Annotated in this window: 8 protein-coding genes; 7 read left to right on the forward strand and 1 reads right to left on the reverse strand. The window is 34.6% G+C overall.

Annotated elements, in window-relative coordinates; genetic code table 11:
* Positions 1 to 3 precede the first annotated feature (3 nt).
* Genes ACFSTA_RS06680 through ACFSTA_RS06700 form a run of 5 tightly spaced genes read left to right on the forward strand, consistent with a single transcriptional unit; the run spans position 4 to position 7,080 of the window.
* A complete protein-coding gene (locus ACFSTA_RS06680) occupies positions 4 to 1,095 on the forward strand; it encodes a glycosyl hydrolase family 8 (RefSeq protein ID WP_377555816.1) in 1,092 nt (363 codons plus the stop codon).
* Entirely contained in the window at positions 1,076 to 1,942 is an 867-nt protein-coding gene (locus ACFSTA_RS06685; protein WP_377555817.1) for a GGDEF domain-containing protein, read from the forward strand. The genes ACFSTA_RS06680 and ACFSTA_RS06685 overlap by 20 nt, the downstream gene beginning before the upstream one ends.
* Positions 1,932 to 3,647: a DUF2334 domain-containing protein gene (locus ACFSTA_RS06690; protein ID WP_377555818.1), complete on the forward strand. Its 1,716-nt coding sequence runs from the start codon at positions 1,932 to 1,934 to the stop codon at positions 3,645 to 3,647. The genes ACFSTA_RS06685 and ACFSTA_RS06690 overlap by 11 nt, the downstream gene beginning before the upstream one ends.
* Complete coding sequence (locus ACFSTA_RS06695; protein WP_377555819.1) at positions 3,647 to 4,918, forward strand: glycosyltransferase family 2 protein; 1,272 nt, start codon at positions 3,647 to 3,649, stop codon at positions 4,916 to 4,918. The genes ACFSTA_RS06690 and ACFSTA_RS06695 overlap by 1 nt, the downstream gene beginning before the upstream one ends.
* A 2-nt stretch (positions 4,919 to 4,920) precedes the next feature.
* Positions 4,921 to 7,080: a cellulose biosynthesis cyclic di-GMP-binding regulatory protein BcsB gene (locus ACFSTA_RS06700; protein ID WP_377555820.1), complete on the forward strand. Its 2,160-nt coding sequence runs from the start codon at positions 4,921 to 4,923 to the stop codon at positions 7,078 to 7,080.
* A gap of 222 nt (positions 7,081 to 7,302) precedes the next feature.
* Here the strand turns inward: ACFSTA_RS06700 and ACFSTA_RS06705 are convergent, their stop codons facing one another.
* Positions 7,303 to 8,418: a response regulator gene (locus tag ACFSTA_RS06705; RefSeq protein WP_377555821.1), complete on the reverse strand. Its 1,116-nt coding sequence runs from the start codon at positions 8,416 to 8,418 to the stop codon at positions 7,303 to 7,305.
* Positions 8,419 to 8,541: 123 nt separating this feature from the next.
* On the opposite strand from ACFSTA_RS06705, the gene ACFSTA_RS06710 reads away from it, so the two are divergent.
* Positions 8,542 to 11,550, forward strand: a complete 3,009-nt coding sequence (locus ACFSTA_RS06710; protein ID WP_377555822.1) for an ATP-binding protein — start codon at positions 8,542 to 8,544, stop codon at positions 11,548 to 11,550.
* A gap of 286 nt (positions 11,551 to 11,836) precedes the next feature.
* Entirely contained in the window at positions 11,837 to 17,662 is a 5,826-nt protein-coding gene (locus tag ACFSTA_RS06715; RefSeq protein ID WP_377555823.1) for a lamin tail domain-containing protein, read from the forward strand.
* Positions 17,663 to 18,088: the final 426 nt, after the last annotated feature.

The raw sequence follows: 18,088 nt of genomic DNA on the forward strand, positions 1-18,088 counted from the left end.
ATCTTGAATAAAATAAGGGCTTTTCTCATTCCAGGATTATTATTCATCATTATTTTTATTGGAGTTAAAAATTTGGAGTTTAAATCGAATGAAAACACAGTAAAAGAAACGCTACTTGCAGAGAGTTTTGTAAAGAACCACCTATATGAAAAAAACGGTTTAATCAAAACCGATCTACTAAATCAATCTGATATTTATCTATCAGAATCTATTGGTTTATGGATGGAATATTTAGTAGAGAAAAACGATCGTTATGAATTTCATAAACAATATAATGTTTTGAAAGATTATTTTATGAAAGATAGCACGTTAATTCCGTGGCGTATAGAAGGAGAGAAACTTGCGCCTGCAAATGCTTTATTAGATGATTTGAGAATTGCCAAGGCTTTATCTAAAGCTGGCGAGATATGGCATACGGCTATCTATACAAAGACTGCGAAAAAGATAGGTGAAGCAATTGTACAATACAATATGCAGAGTAATGGGTTTATAAATCATGCAGATATAAAAAGTAAGCAAAAAGGAGATATTCTCACTTTAAGTTATATAGATCCAGACGCATTACATTTTATGTATGAAGAAAAAATTCTAACTGCTAATCAGTATGATTTAAACCTTGATACTCTTTTGGAAGCTCCATTATCTAAGAGCGGTTTTTTCCCTGAAACCTATTACCATCTGGAAAATAGTTATACATATAATTCTGAAGTTAATTTGATTGATCAGTATTATATAGGTTATCACCGAGCATTGGGGGGAGGGGACGTATCAGCGTTAGTTCAATTTACCAAAGATGCCCTAACTGAATATGATGGTGTTTTATATGGAAGATTTTCGGATGAGACAAAAGATCCTGTTGTCGATTATGAGGGAGCTTCTGTATATGCGCTTGCGATTTTAATGTGTTTAGAAGTGGAAGAAAATGCTTTAGCAATACAATTAAATGATAGAATGAAGGACCTTCAAGTTGCGGATGAATCGGAGGAGTATGGTGGAGGATATATTTCTTTAAATAATTTAGACACACATGCATTTGATAATCTACTTCCATTACTAGCTGAAAGGAGAGGAATAGATGAAGGCGTTTTTCAATGAGGATAAAAATTTATTTGTCAAAATATGTTTATTTGCAATTAGCTATGCTCTTATGTTTGAGTTCTTATGGCCGAATGGACTGGTAGGAAAAATATTATTTGGATTATTCGCCCTCATTTCTATAATTACATTATTCTTTGGAATGATCGTTGGACTTATTGTAAGTTTATTTTTTCTTTTTACTATGGGTTCTATTATTTTATTTCTGGCGATTCAAAATATCGAACACGGAGGCTTTTATAGTGAATTTTTAACGATGAAAATCTTTGTCTTATACGGTGTTGGGCTATTGTTAACGAATCTGTTTGGGGGTTATATTTATGACCAGCTTAGCCGAATTGTAATGGAAAGAAATAAATTAAGGCAGGAAATTAAACTATTTGTTGCCATTGATCCAGATACGTCATTTGACAATTCTCAACGTCTGGAAATTGAAATGAAGAGGGAAATGAACCGTATTAATCGCTATGGTGGAAAGTTTACAATATTATTTTTGGAAATGGACAATTATAACGAGTTTTCAAAGACGTATGGTCAGAAGGAACTGGACTATTTGTTAAAAACCATTGGAATGAGGGCTAGTGAATCGCTGCGATATTCAGATAGAAAATTCCGGTATAGTAATAATAAATTTGCATTCTTATTAATTGAAACACCTAAAGACAATGCAGAACTGGTAGCTGAAAAAATAGGCGAACGATTGGGAACACATCAATTGCTTTCTGGAAAAAGCGTAACATTATCTTTTCATATTAGCTATGAAGAATATAACCAACAAATGGGACAGATGGATTATTTGCAATTTATCCATGATGTCGAGAAGGAGACAGTTTTTTATGGTCTATAAAAAATTGTTATTTTTAACCATCATATTCATTTTTCCCTTTTTTGAGTTCGTTCCAGATACAATTCATGCATCGAGTACGATGCATGATCTAGACGAGAGGAAAGTTTTAATTATTTATTATGGTGCAGATGACCAAACGTTTGCTAATGTTCATTTTCTCGATAGTACGTTAAGCGGAATGTTTCAAAGCGTTGAGGTGTTGGAATGGGAGCGAGTAAATAATGAGGAATTACAGGAACAAGATATTGTAGTATTTTACTCAGCCAAGAAAACAGATGAAACCTCTCAAGATCATGCATTGAATGAATTTGATGGAAGATTGCTTGCAATCGGTAAGGGGGCAAAAGACTTGCATCAATTTCAAAACTGGAGTTTTCTGGGGATGAAAACTATTCATCGTGTCAGTACTAATAACCTAACATATCCAGCTGAAATACTACATGTGGATGCACCAGAAAATGCTACAGTTATAGTTTATGGACAACAATTTGATGAAAAGTATCCAGTAATTATTCAAGATGGTCAAACGTCCTATATTGCATTGAATAATTTATTTTCACAGGAGAAATATGCTATTACGCATGCTATGTATGATTTATTTCAGTTAGAAAAACCGAAAACACACCCTGCTTATATACGGTTAGAGGATATATCTCCAGTTTCCGATCCAGAACTAGTACTAGAGGCAGGTAGCTATTTGTTGGACAAAGGTATTCCTGTTTATTTAGCCATGATTCCGGTTTATGTTAACTCAAATACTGGAGAGAAGATTACTCTAGAAAAAAAGCCTAAACTTAGAAAGGCTCTTGATGAACTCGTTCGGCGAGGAGCATATGTAATATCTCATGGATATACCCATAGCTATCGATATGCCGAAACAGGTGAGGGATTCGAATTTTGGGATGCAGAATTAAATCAACCGATTACTACCTTAAACCCAGAGGAAATTCCCGAAAAGATAAAGATGGAAGATCAGTTTGCTAGTAAAGGCGAATATAATCAATATGTTAACAATCTCCAAAAAATTGAAACTGAATATGTCCAAACAAAGTTACAAGATTCGATTCACTCATTGACAAAATTGGAATATACACCTGTTGCATTCGAAGCGCCTCATTATACGATGAGCTCCAACGGATACAACGTAGTGTCAACCTATTTTTCAGCATTATTTGGACAAATGCAAGTTTCAGATAAAAATTGGGAAGTCATGATAAATCCATTATTTATTAGTAAACCTTCCATTTTGAATGGAATGACATTATATCCAGAAACGATAGGATTTGTGGACGATAATCTTGATGATCCAATTGCTGAAATGGAACAATCGATAAGCAATGTTGTACAAGTACCCGGTGCGGTAATTGGTGGATTTTATCATCCCTACCTAGGAGTTGACTATTTAAAAGAAATGGTAGCCCTCTTAGAAAAAGTACCTAATTTAGAGTGGATTGAATTAAGAAATGAGAAACACTTTGTTAAAACAGATTTAGTTCATATTGTATTGCCTGGTAATGGAGAAGTTCAAGTAGATCAAACTTTATCGTGGAAAACTGATGTAAAAGATCGACTGAAAGAGAAACCGTTTGAAATTGCACTATGGTTAGTCGTATTTGCTACGTTATCGACTATAGTTATATTTATTATTCATATATTGACGCTAAGAATACGTTATCGTAAACGATTATTTAAGGAGCGAAACTGATGGCTGATATTTTATTTTATTCTTCGCTCATCATTATTTGGGTAATGTTACTCTATCATATGTTTCTAGCCCAAGGAGGATATCAGCATTTTAAAAAATTTGAAAGAGTAATTCCAGCTTGGGAGAGAAAAATGAGAAACTTGGAATTACCTTTCGTAAATGTTTTTATCCCAGCACATAATGAAGAAGTTGTAATTAAACAAACACTAACCGCTATGTCAAGGCTAGTTTATCCGAAAGATAAACTGCAGATTGTCTTAATCTGTGATAATTGTAGTGATCGAACAAAAGAAATTGGTAATCAATTTTCGGATCAATACCCTTTTATTCGAACTATCGAAACAAAAGGTCCGTTTAAAGGAAAAGGAAAATCAAGTGCATTAAACTATGCATTACAGAATACAGAAGGTGAAGTAGTTGTAGTTTATGACGCTGATAACACACCAGAACGAAAAGCAGTATGGCACTTAGTGATGGGACTGATAAATGATCAGAAAGCTGCTGCTATAGTAGGGAAATTTAGAGTCATTAATGCAAATAAAACGTGGCTTACAAAATGTATTAATATCGAGACAATCTGTTTTCAATGGATGGTACAAGCTGGAAGATTTAATTGGTTTCGAATTGCAACTATTCCAGGTACGAACTTCGCAATACGCCGCGACATTATTGAGCAGTTGGATGGCTGGGATCACTCAGCTTTAGCAGAGGACACAGAACTCACGATTCGAGTTTATAATCTTGGATATTATATACGTTATTTCCCGGCAGCAATCACATGGGAACAGGAACCCGAAACCTTAAATGTTTGGTGGAAGCAACGAACAAGATGGGCAAGAGGGAATCAATATGTCGTTCTGAAATTTCTGGGGAAGATGTTTAGCTTACGACATAAAAAGATATTATTCGATATATTCTATTTCTTTTTCACGTATTTCTTGTTCTTCCTTGGTGTGATTCTTTCGAATTTAATTTTTATTATAAATTTGTTCTATGACTTAAATCTACAAATAGGAAATGTTGCCATTGTGTTATGGGTCATGGCATTTCTGCTCTATTTAACAGAAATCATGATTACACTAAGTATTGAAAAAGACCAACTTACTGTTCGAAATATATTGTATGTTATAGCTATGTACTTTACATATTCTCAGATGTGGATTGTCCTTGTGATATATGCACTTATTTTAGAAGTAAAACGAAAGATAAAAAAAGAAGAAAATGTCTGGTATAAAACAGAACGTTATACAGTCGAAAGAGGAGGCAAATAATCTTGAAGAGGATAAAATTATATTTCCTTTCACTTATATTTATTTTATATGTTACTAGTTTTACCTATGTTGATGTTTTTGCAAATAGTATCGTTGAAATAGATAGTGTACCTATTCAAGGTACAAATAGTGAAATAACAAAACAACCATTGACAAATAAACCTATTGAATTATCTGGTCCTTCTGCAGAATCAAATTTTTATTATGAACTTTTCTCAGATCTCGAATCGAATGATTATTATGTACAGTTCGATATAACAAATTCAGAATTATTAATTGAACCATCATCCCTAACCATTAAAATTGATGGAGAACCTGTTCATACTGTTTCACTTGCAGGTGAGAATTCTCATAACGTACGGGTGAAATTGGAAGGAACAGCATTGAATGAAGGTATTCATACAATTACTGCTAGCTTTTCAGGATATGTAATGGAAGGGGTATGCGTCTTCCAAAACTCAACAGGGAACTGGATGACAATTCAAGCCAACTCATTCCTAAATATAGAAACAGAACTGAACGAGGATTCTGCTATCAGTTTAGAAGATTATCCACGTTCATACATCGGATCTTTAGAGCATCAGGTGGATGTCATTATTCCAAAGTCCCCTTCCAATGAGACAATGCAAAGTGCACATATAATTGCAAGCTACTTATCTAGCCAATCAATGGAAGATACAATATCTGTAGTAAATGAAGATGAAGTGGAAGCTATTAATGGTAATATTGTAATCGTTGGTGCGACAGAGGAATTTGAGACGTCATGGATGAATCAAACATTAAATAGTGAAGAAAATGAAATAAATAAGGATTCTCTATACCTTTCACAACTTCAGATAAAATATGAACAGCATAGTGTCAATGCTTTAGTAGTTTTAGCGAATCATTCGAAGGATATTTTAAAAAACATTAGGTTACTAACGACCAATCAATATGTGGAGCAAATAACAGGAGAAACACTACAAATAAAGGATTTACCTACTTTAATTGAGGAGCAACCAAATGATAATGAAGTCACGTTAAGCGATTTAGGGATGGCAGACTTGATGTTAGATAATTTTAATACAAGAACACAAACGTATTATTATTATTTGCCAGCGAATAAGCACGACATTGAAAACCCTTCTATCGAATTATATCTAAAACGTTCAGATCTGATAAAGAATTCGAAGGAAATACATGCAAATAAAACTGAAACAGAAGTCGATGGGAAAGTTGAATTAATTGTTACAATCAACGGGGTACCACATTCAGTGGATATACAAGCATTGGAAGAAGATGCTGACGGTAATGCAAAAGTCAATATACCATTCGACAAAGAAATTTTACAAGATAATCAATTAGTGACATTCCAAATGGAAGCCAATGGGTTACGTACTGAAAATCCATGTTTATCAACGGAAAAAAGTAAATGGATATATATTTTTGATGATAGTAAACTCATATTGCCAACGCAATCTAATTCGGATGTATATGACATGAATTTTAACAGTTTTCCATTTCCATTTTCAGATAGAAATGACGAATTATTCATTGTACTACCTAATGAAGAAATATCAAATGAAGATATGCAAAATTTGTTTAACGTTTTGTCAATCAATAATAGTCTTCCCACAATTCATCTAGTATCTTCTTCAGAAATAACGGAGGAACAATTAGAAAAGGGACATATAATCTTTATTGGATCTATTAATGAGCATAAGCTATTAAAGTCCATGGTAGAAGATCTGATCGTGAATTATGATGAATCGGTTCCTCGTTTAAGTGATCATGGTTTCTTACAATCTGAGGCGAAGTTTTATGGCTTTATGCAGAAGAATCCATGGGAAGAAAATTATTATATGGCAGTACTTGATAATTTAGATGAAAATAATCAATACTTCTCTAATGAATTATTAGCTTATCTGCAATTCTTGGAAAACAATGCTTCAATTGTTGTACAAAGTGGACCAGATAAATTTTTTACAAATGCAGTACAACTACAAACTGTAGAAGGCAATAACTTAAACAAAGATGAGACAAAAAGATCAAGTGTGCTATTGAATTGGAGTATTGGTTTCTTTGTATTAATCAGCGTCTTAATTATTCTCATTATCGTCTACTATAGAAGAAAAAAACTTGAAAGAAATAATCAGCATTGGAAAGAAACGGTTAGTAAATAAAGGAAACAAGCACTATATAGAGGAGAGATTCGTTTCTCAAACGAAACTCAAGTTTTTAGAATAAATATAAGGTCAAAAAATAGTAGTATAGTAGATAGAATCACTAGCATTTCACAATGTATTGGACGAACCCTTTAAGCACCCGTTCATTCAATACCTTCATGCAATTATTTATGTAGTGACTAGTGATTCTATCCATTAATATCTATATACTTATGCAGATTAGGTATTAAGAAGCGTACCATACAGTTTCTTTACCGTTTCGGAAGGTTCAATCCCAAGATCTTCTGTAATTAAATTTCTATGTTCCTGATATAACTTAATTGCTTCTGAACGATTATTTTGTTTTATCAAGAGTTCCATGCTTTGTGCGATATTTTCGTCTACGTATGGTTCGAGTTTACGTTGGATTTCCAAAAAATATAATGATTTATTCATATCTTTCTGTTTATAGTATTCAATCGTTTTATATAAGAGATAGATAATATGTTGATGGAATTCCTGAGACTTTTCATATGCCCAATTGTACCCATTCATATCTAGATAGGGTTCATCATAGGAATGGATGACTTGTTTTACTAGTTCTATATTAGATTCATCGATGACAGTAACGTTTTTTATAACATCTTCTACGAGAAAGGCATCGCAATCTTTTAAATGCATTTGTAAACAATAATGTTGATTTTTAAAGAGAATGCATTCTGAATAATTTATACTATTAAACAATTTCCTTACATGAGAAAGACATGTGTGTAAATATGTTTTTGATTTTTTGTAATCTTGATTTGGCCATAATTCTTCGATTATCTTATCACGATGGATATATGTGTTACGGTAAGTAAGAAGAAACGCAAAGAGCTCTTTAGCTTTGGCAGTTTTAAAGGAAAGAGGCTGTTTATTGTAATAAACCTGAAGTTCACCAAAACATTTAATAGAAAGCTGACTTTCGGGTAGTGGGCTGACTTGTAATTGTTCTTTAGCAGCAATACTTTCTTTCAATCTTTTAATGGTTTTCTCAAGACGTTTTGTGGTTACTGGTTTTAATAAGTAGTCAATGGAGTGAATTTCAAATGCTTGTATAGCGTATTCAGAATGAGCCGTAACAAATACAATCTGAATGTTTGAGTTTTTTGATAAAATTTCCTCTGCTAAATTTAAACCATCCATTTCTTGCATTTCTATATCCAAAAATACAACATCAAAATTCATATCCTCAACAACAACCTGTTTTGGATTTGAATATGTTTTAACAATATCTATGTCTTTAAATTTTTGTAGTTTCTTAACTAATGGAATGATAGATAATTCTTCATCATCTACCAAAATTGCTTTAATCAATTGATTCATCCTTTACCTTAAATAGTAATGAGTTATTTTATCAAGTAGAATATATTATATAATTTATTATACATATAAAAGACTACAATTTAAAACCTATCATTTTATAAAAGGAAGAAAGCTATGAAGCAAACAATTTCTATTATTACTTCAGTTTTAATTATTGTCTTAACACTATTAGGTTTAATTAGTAAATGGTTTGGTAATGAAAATGTGTACCATATAGAGAATGGGGTTTTAGATTTAAGAAATTGGAACACCATGGAAGAAGGAACTGTTAAATTAAATGGGGAATGGGAGTTCTATAAAAATAAGCTTATTGACCCGGAGGAATTCGCTTACTATTCCCATGAGAAGTCGTATATAAAAGTTCCTGGAAATTGGGATTCAGAATTTACTGGCACAAAAAACTCTATTGAGACTGGAACATATAGGTTATCCATACTCGTACCGGAAAAGGACCGTTTTGGACTACAAATTAATTCCATACGCCATGCCAGTAAAACTTTTATAAATGGTGAGTTTGTTGGTGGAATGGGTATTACTTCATCTTTAATAGATGAGCATAGTTATCGTGAAGGTAAATACTTAGTTTTTCCCACTAGCAAGAATGGACTTTTGGAGATTGTTATTCATGTATCGAATACACACGGTGTTCCTAATGGAGGAATTGTAAAATCCATATCGTTTGGGGAAATGAATCAAATTATATCAGAGTCTAATAGAAGTAAATTTTTTGATGGGATTATAGTGGGCGGTTACTTTTTATTAGGCATTATCTTCTTTTTCTATTTTGTATTAAATAAAAAAGCTTTAGATGAGTTATATTTTGCATTGTTTTGCTTTTTACAAGGTGTTTATGTGTCAACACAAAATGAGAAGTTAATTTACTTATTCTTTCAGGACATCCCTATGAATGTTTTGTTAAGTATCCAGTTATCTTTCATTAGCTTATCGGTATTATTTTTCCTCTTATTCATTAACCATGTGTTTAAAAAGCATGCTAGTAATCGGCTAACCAAGTGGGTTGCTTCTATTCTTATTATACAAGCCATCTATTTAGGGATACCAAAGCCACCTAGTGAGCTGTTAAATCTGCCTGTTCAATCCATTCAGATTCTATTTATAATTATAATGGTAATTGCTTTTATCTATATCATTTTCATTTTAATAAAATCTATTTATCATAGAGTACAGGGAGCTAGGTATTTATTAGTGGCCGGTGCCTGTTTCACTTCTTATGGTTTTTCTTTAGGTTTGGAACTGTTTTTAGAAATTGATGTAAGTCATATTCCATTAACCTTATTTTTAATTATGACGATAAGCTTTTCCTTTTTTATAGGTTACAGAAGAATATTGGCGTATGAAAAAATTGATACACTTTCGAAAGAGGTACTTGTTCAAAGTCAGATAAAAGATCAGTTTCTCTTAAAAACAACCGAGGAATTAATAACACCCTTACATAAAATTATTCAATATTCAGATATGTTAATGCAAGGGAAAAGAGGTCCATTAAAAAAAATGCAGCATGAATTAGTCTTTTGGATCAATCATGCTTGTAAAAAAATATATTCTTTAGTAAAAGATTTTAATTTTGTTAGAATACACGATGATAAACTCAATTTAAAACCAGTTCGTCTAGAATTAATAAATGAAATGGTTGAAGAACTATCAATCTTTATTAAGGAACCGAAAAAAATTAGTATAGAGAAACAAATACCAGCAAATCTACCATTTGTTATTGCAGATGAAAGTGGTTTAAGACAAATATTATTTCAAATTCTGCAAAATGCTATTACGTTTACAAAGGTAGGTAAAATTACAGTTTCAGCATATCAGAATAAAGACAAAATTCATATATCTATTGAGGACACTGGAGTAGGAATGGAAGAGGAATATGCAGAAAGAATATTTGAAAACTTTTTTCAGATACCCCAACAAAATAATAGTGAAAGAGAAGGTATCGGTCTTGGATTAAGTATCACAAAAAAACTAGTAGAATTAATGGGTGGTAAAATTTGGGTTGACTCGGTTCCTGGTAAAGGATCTTGCTTTACCTTTTCTTTACAAGTTTATCGATCCGATAATGAAGTGGCGACATCAGTAACTGAAATAGAACCATTAGAGTATCCAATAAAACAATTTAACTCCAACCATTCAAACGTTATATTGTTAGTTGATCAAAATCATCATCAACTGGCAAATATGATGAACCTACTGATAAACCAAGGAAATTCTGTTATAGCTTGTGATAAAGGTTCAGACGCTTATGATCTTATAACCTTGGATTCGATAGAATTGGCTGTGATTGATATTAAAACACAGGATGTATCAGGGGTAGAGTTAACAAAAAAGATAAGAGAGGATTTTCATTTAGCTGAATTGCCTATTCTCCTCTTATCTGTTTCAGGGCATCCGTTTCATTTACCTTCTTCTGTACAATTAGGTGCTAATGATGTCATCCAAAAGCCAGTGGATGAGAATGAATTTATCTCACGAATTCAATCGTTATTATCTATAAAAGAGGCTTTTAAGGAATCCATTCATAATGAATTAATGTATTTTCAAGGACAAATTGCACCACATTTTCTATATAATACATTGAATACAATAATAGGTTTGAGTTACCAAGATATTGATAAAACTCGTGAAGCACTTGAACATTTATCTATATATTTTCGTTCAAAGTTAGATTATCAAAAACAGGAATCTCTTGTAGCTTTAGAAGAAGAAATAGAATTTGTTCAATCATACCTGACGATTGAAAAACTTCGTTATGGTGATAACTTACAAATCGTTTATAATATTGATCATGATATTGACACGTTGATTCCCGCAATGACAATACAGCCATTAGTAGAAAATGCTGTACAACATGGATTATCCAAAAAGACTGGTGGAGGAACTTTGAAACTATCGGTAAAAAAAGTAGCGAATCAAATTAAAATAGTTGTTGAAGACGATGGATTAGGTATTTCAATAAAAAAACAAGATGAATTGCTAAGTAGCTCTAGTTCTAGAATTGGATTCAAGAATCCTTTTGAGAAGCTTAAGCTGATAAAGAATTCCTCGTTTCAATTAGTCAGCAAGGAAGGTAAAGGAACAAAAATAATTATTCTCTTAAAGTCTTAGATTTGTACGACTTAGCTTCCTCAGAATCAAAAATCGCGAACAAGACAATTTAGAAGCATTCTTTAAGATAATATGAAGACCTTGTAAATGCTCACCATTTACAAGGTCTTTTGTTTTTTATATACCGTCTTAGTTTAGGAGTTAATTGTTGATGATAAAAATACAGGAATAATGTCCTAGGACAAGAAGCGCAAAAAACTTCAACAAAAATTAACACATATCTACCTTCTGATTAACACTAGTTTTGTATAGTGAATGCGAAAGCAAAAATAGGAGGGATTACAAGGTGAAAGTGTCGAACAAGGTTATGAAAAAGGTATCTATTATACTTATTTTTTTCTTACTTTTATCTCATGTGCTAGATTATGCATCTATTGTACATGCAAGCACTGAAGGAGAAGTAGAGGAGACACTTGAATTAGAAGCAGAAGAACTAGCTACAGAAGATGCGGAGCAGGCGCAAGAAGAGGAAGGCTCAACGGAAGAGACGATTGAGAATACAGAAGAAGAGAATCCTGATACGGAAAGTGTGGATCAGGACGTAACGGAACAGCAGCAAGAAGTAATACATAACGAAGAAAAGGTTGAAGACCAGGTAGAAAAAGAGGAAGAACAAGAGGATACAACAGATGAAGTAACGGTTCAAACGACAGAAGAAACAGTGGAAATAAAAGCAATCGACTATCAATCTTTGCCATCACTCCTCATTACGGAGATCATGCCTAACAATGATGGCGCAGATGATTATGAATACTTCGAGGTATATAATAATACCGATAGCGCCATATCACTAGATTACTATACGATTGCACTTCGTTACACCGATGGAAGCGGAACAGAGGATAAGGCGTTTAGTTTCCAGGAAACAACGATTGAATCTGGTGAGACACTTGTATTTTGGAACAATCCGAAAAACTTAACGGTGGAAGATTTTAATGCTCATTATCAATCAGAATTAACGAGTAATCAATTGGTGTCCTATCAAGGTACAGGCTTTTATAACAGTGGACAACGTGGAGTTGTTATAAAGGATACAGAGAGCGAAGTTATTTCGATCAGTTACCTTGCTGAAGATGTTGCCTCTGGAAAAGTGGCGACCTATCAGTTTCCAGAAGAAGGTACTGAAATGAATATCTATGAAACAGTTGTGGATCCAACTCCAGGAACCATAGAGCAAGTACAAATTCCCGAACAACGAATTGTTACGTCAGATCACAGTGCCCCAACGTTAGATCATCAACCCGTTACAGAAGCTCAAGAGGGTAGTTCGATAACCATTCAAGCAGAATTAACGGATGATCAATTAAAAGTAAATGGTGTACTCCACTATCGTTTTCATGATGAAGAAAACTATCAATCTATCCCTATGATTGAAATAGAAGCGAACATATTTGCAGCAAACATAAGTGCTGATCATGTAATAGCAGGCACACTGGAGTATTTTATTACAGCAACAGATCCTAATCATCGAGTTCGTTATCCAGAAGCAAATGAGGAGACCATCCTGATAGAGGTTTCTGCTATCGGTGAAGCGGATGAAGATTTTCAATCATATCCACATCTGCTGATTACCGAAATCTCCCCAAATACAGAAGGGGGAGGAACGGATTACTATGAGTATTTTGAAGTCTATAATAATACGAATCAGACTTTATCATTCCAGCATTATCATACGATCTATTATTATACCGATTCCGGTAGAGAAATTGGCTTCCAGGTGCCGAATGTAGACATTGAGCCACAAGAAACACGTGTATTCTGGTACAACAACGGAAATAATAGCTTAGAAGATTTTAATGCTCATTTTTCTACGAATCTATCAAGTGACCAGGTTGTTGAAGTGACAGATACGGCATTTCCTGGATTTGCAAATGGTGGAAATCGTGCATTGATTCTTCGTGATGCACAGCAACAAGAAGTGATTTATGCCGATTATGATGGAGTAGATAATGACAATACCGGAGCTGTGATTCAATATAAATATCCTTATGAAGGAACAAGCATGAATAAACGGGAAACATTAGCAGCACCAACCCCTGGAACGATTGTGGAAGAACAAGTTCCGAGTGAGCCAGTCATGCTTGATGAAATGGAAGAGGACACGACTCCTCCTGTAATAGTACATGAGCCAGTTGTCGAAGCGGAAGCTTTTTCTAGTGTAACCATTGAAGCAGAAATTACTGATGAGACAGCAATTCCATCGGCTAAGCTTTATGTAAAAAGTGAAGAAACGGAATATCGTAGTCTTACCATGTCCCCTGATAGTTCAGATCCTAATCGCTACCACGTGGAGATTCCAGGGATGTATGTGGCAGATGATCTTACCTACTATATAGAAGTAACCGATGGGATAAACATGGTACAAACAGAAGAATATGTGATAAATGTAGTAACGAATGATATTGATACGCAAAGCTTGCCACCATTACTCGTAACAGAGGTTGTTCCGGATTCCACGAATGTCGGGTCAGCGGACGGCTATGAATTTATTGAGATTTACAACAATACCGATCAACCAATTCCATTTGAACATTATAAAATGCAATATCGTTACGGAAATGACCCTGCAAGTGATGTTATTTGGCCATCTATTCCAGATGATGTTGTGATTGAATCACAGGAAACATTGGTTTTCTGGATTATAAATGGTCAAAACAATCATCTAACGGTAGCAGATTTTAATGCGAATTACGGTTCTAATTTAGTAGAAGGAGAGAATATTGTACGAATTGAATCAGCAGGGATGGCTAATGGCAGTATGAGGGGGCTCATTGCTGCTTCCAATATCGGTCATGAATATGCAATTGCTTATTATAACGATCTGGACACCGCAGATGATACCCAACCAGATAAGGGCATATTTTACAAATATCCAACCGATAACTCCAATGTGATGGAAAAGGTAAGTGCAGGACAGCTTGATGCAACACCAGGTGAAGTAGAAGCTTACCAAGTACCGGAAGAACCAGTGAATGTTTTAGAGGATACAACATCACCAGTGGTTGAACATGCATCCGATATTACATCAATTGAGCAAACAGAAGATTTAGATGTTACCGCTACAGCGAGTGATCAAGAAGAATTAAAAACAGTTGCAGTTCACTATCGTATGGATGGGGAAACGGAATTTAAAAAAGCATTGATCGAGCAAGGGGAAGAGGAAGATAATTTTAGCTATCGAATCTATGCTCCAGAAATGATTGGAAAGAAAAAGATTGAGTATTACTTTTCCGCTTCGGATGGAGTAAATACGACCGAAACAAGTGTAAAGACTGTTTCCATTAAAAGTGACTTAGATGACTCCCCTTTACGTTTAAATGTGGAGGAGAATCAGATTTTACATGGTACTTATGTCGTCAAAGGAACCTCAGAAACGAAGGATCCTTCTGAACTAGATTTGAGAATTGATGGGGAAGGTAAAGAAGATAACTATCGTACCCTTGAGCATACGGCTTATTTTGCCTTCGAAGTAAGTGGTATCAATACGTACTTCCAAAATGGTGTTACGATCGGCGATGAAATTGTGCATATTTTTGATGATTGGATGGCACAATGGGAAACCATTACGGTACCAATTGACCCGAATTACTTAACAATGGGTGAGAACACGATTACGATTCGTGCCGGAAATAAAGCTACACCATGGGAAGGAGATCCTGGTGAAAACCGTGACGATTATAACTTAAGAAATGTTCGTCTAGTGTTAGCTGATGGTACCATTTTAACTGATCCAAATCATCCAGATCCAAATCATGTCTTAGATATGGGTGATGATGGAACTCATCGCGTTTATGAAGACTTTCAATTTACAATTACCGAAGAGCATGCCAATTCCTTAGCGTATGCATGGAATACGACGGAGGTGAGTGATGGTACTCATGAAGTCGAACTCTCCGATGGGGAGCAGAATGTTCGAACAAACGTGTTAATAGATAATACTGCTCCAACTATTGATGCCTCTGTCATGAACGGGAAAGTGTTTAAAGGTTCCTTTACGATAGATGCAGATATTACAGATAACATTGCAGGGGTAGAAAGCTACCAAGTTTTACTAGATAATGAAGAAATTGAGTTACCTTACGAAACATCTTCAGGTGCACTGGAAGCAGGTGAACATAAGCTTGTTCTCACAGCTGTGGATACAGTAGGTAATGAAGCTGTAAAAGAAATCACATTTAAGACGGTGGATGAAAATCCACAAACACCAGAAAATGTGTCAGAGGTTGATAGTGGTGATCCAACATTAAAGGTTCGAGTCAGTGATCCTATGGGAGATAATGTCCATGTTGGATTTTATCAAGGATTCCAATATAAACCGAGTGATACGGAATCTGTTACTGCTTATCAAGGAACATCACCAATTGAACCGCCTAGCACGAAAGACTTAGAAGGCCAAAGCCTTTTGGCAGAACAAGAAATATCACTTGTCGATGAAAAGGATGGCGAATATTTAGTAACCGATGCGACGAAAGAATTTCCATACCATCGCTTTGATGTAACCTTAGATGAGAGTGTATCAACGGATGATACCGTAGAATTAGTATGGGAAGGAAATTCCTTAGAAGGTAGAAAAGTAACGATGTACGCTTGGAATTTTGAGACAGCTGCATGGGAGATTGTGGATTATCAAATTGCTGGTACAGATGACTTTACTTTAAAAGGAAATGTCGAGGTTAGTGCCTATAGCCAAAACCGTGAAATTCATGTATTAGTTCAAGACGAAATACCTGCTAGTCGCGATGACTATGACTATACATTTGTATGGATGTCTGATACACAATATTACTCAGAAAGCTATCCACATATTTTCGAGCGTCAGACAGAATGGATTGTGGAAATGCAAGAAGAGATGAAGATTGAATATGTCTTCCATAGCGGAGATTTGGTTGATGAAGCAGATCAAGCATACCAATGGGACTATGCGGATGAATATATGAGAACTTTAGATGATGCGAACATTCCTTATGGTGTGTTAGCCGGTAACCATGACGTATTACAAAAAACGGAGGATTATGCCGAGTATTATAAATATTTCGGTGAAGATCGCTTCCGTGATAAGGAATACTATGGTGGTTCTTATTTAAATAACCGTGGTCATTATGACTTAATTTCGGTTGAGGGTAATGATTATATCATGATGTATTTAGGATGGGGAATTGATGATGAGGGAATTGCTTGGATGAATGAGGTATTAAGTAAGCACCCTGATCGTACAGCGATATTAACATTCCATGAGTACTTGCAAGCAACAGGTACAAGACATCCATTAGGGGAAAAACTTTACCAAGAGGTTGTCATTCCGAATGAGAACGTTGTTGCCGTGTTATCTGGTCATTATCATGAAGCACAAACATTGATCGATGAGATTGATGATGATGGTGACGGTGAACCTGATCGTGCAGTTTATCAGATGTTAGCAGATTATCAAGCAGGTCCTGAAGGTGGACAAGGCTATATGCGCTTATTACATTTTGACACAGATAATAATCAAATTTATGTCAATACGTACTCTCCTTATGTAGATGACTATAATTATTATGATTCAGAGGAATACCCTGGAAAAGATGAATTTGTCATTGACCTAGACTTATCGGCACAGGAAAAACGTGTTGCAACTGATTCTTTTGCGGTCAATGTGTATACGGATAATGAAATTGGATCTGTTGAAAATGTCCAGAGTGGTGAAACCGCCGAAGTAACATGGTCGGGTTTAACCGAAGGCGAAAGATACTTCTGGTACGCGACGATTACGGATGACTACTCGGGTTATATTCGTTCACCAATCTGGTCTTTCGTAAAAGGAGAAGATGACGAATCAATTGGTGACATTGAAGATCCAGATGAAAATGATGATTCAGGGAATGAGGATAAGGATGGCTCTGGTGGACAAGGTTCAAACGAGGATGATGATCCGGAGCCAAATGGAGATGGCGATAATGGATTAGAGGATCAACCAAAGGAAGACGAGGGAGGTACAATAAATAAGGATTCAATTATTGGGAATGGGCTCCCAAATACCGCAACTTCCATATTTAATTACTTGGCTTTGAGCTTCATACTAATCTTATCAGGAGTTTACTTATACATTTGGCAACGAAGAAGAAGCTATTAAGGGAATGGAGGAAGTCACATAAGGTGGCTTCCTCTTTTGATGACTGTATTCAAGTAGTGAGTAAATAATTCTTAATATTATCTGCGATACAATAAGAATCCAAATCTGAAGGTATTCTAATGGCATAGTTTATTTTATCTTTTCCAAACTCATTGTTGCCGGTTTTTAATTCACACGCCTCCTTTAATACAATTTGCTCTATTTTAGTAAATCGACCATCCTGAGGGATTTTTAGAAATGATCCATTGTTCTACTGGGACAGTGGGTCTGACCCTTTGTCCCCCAGATTTCTCCTAATAACCTTGTAACGGTTTGACAAATTGTCGGACCGTTATTTTATTTTAAGTTTTTCATCCAACATAACCAAGTTCATATCTTTTAATTTACTTTTTCGTTTTTTACATAAATCAAGCTTCCTTGAGAAAT

The sequence above is a fragment of the Ornithinibacillus salinisoli genome, assembly GCF_042684965.1.
Taxonomy (GTDB): Bacteria; Bacillota; Bacilli; order Bacillales; family Amphibacillaceae; genus Ornithinibacillus; species Ornithinibacillus salinisoli.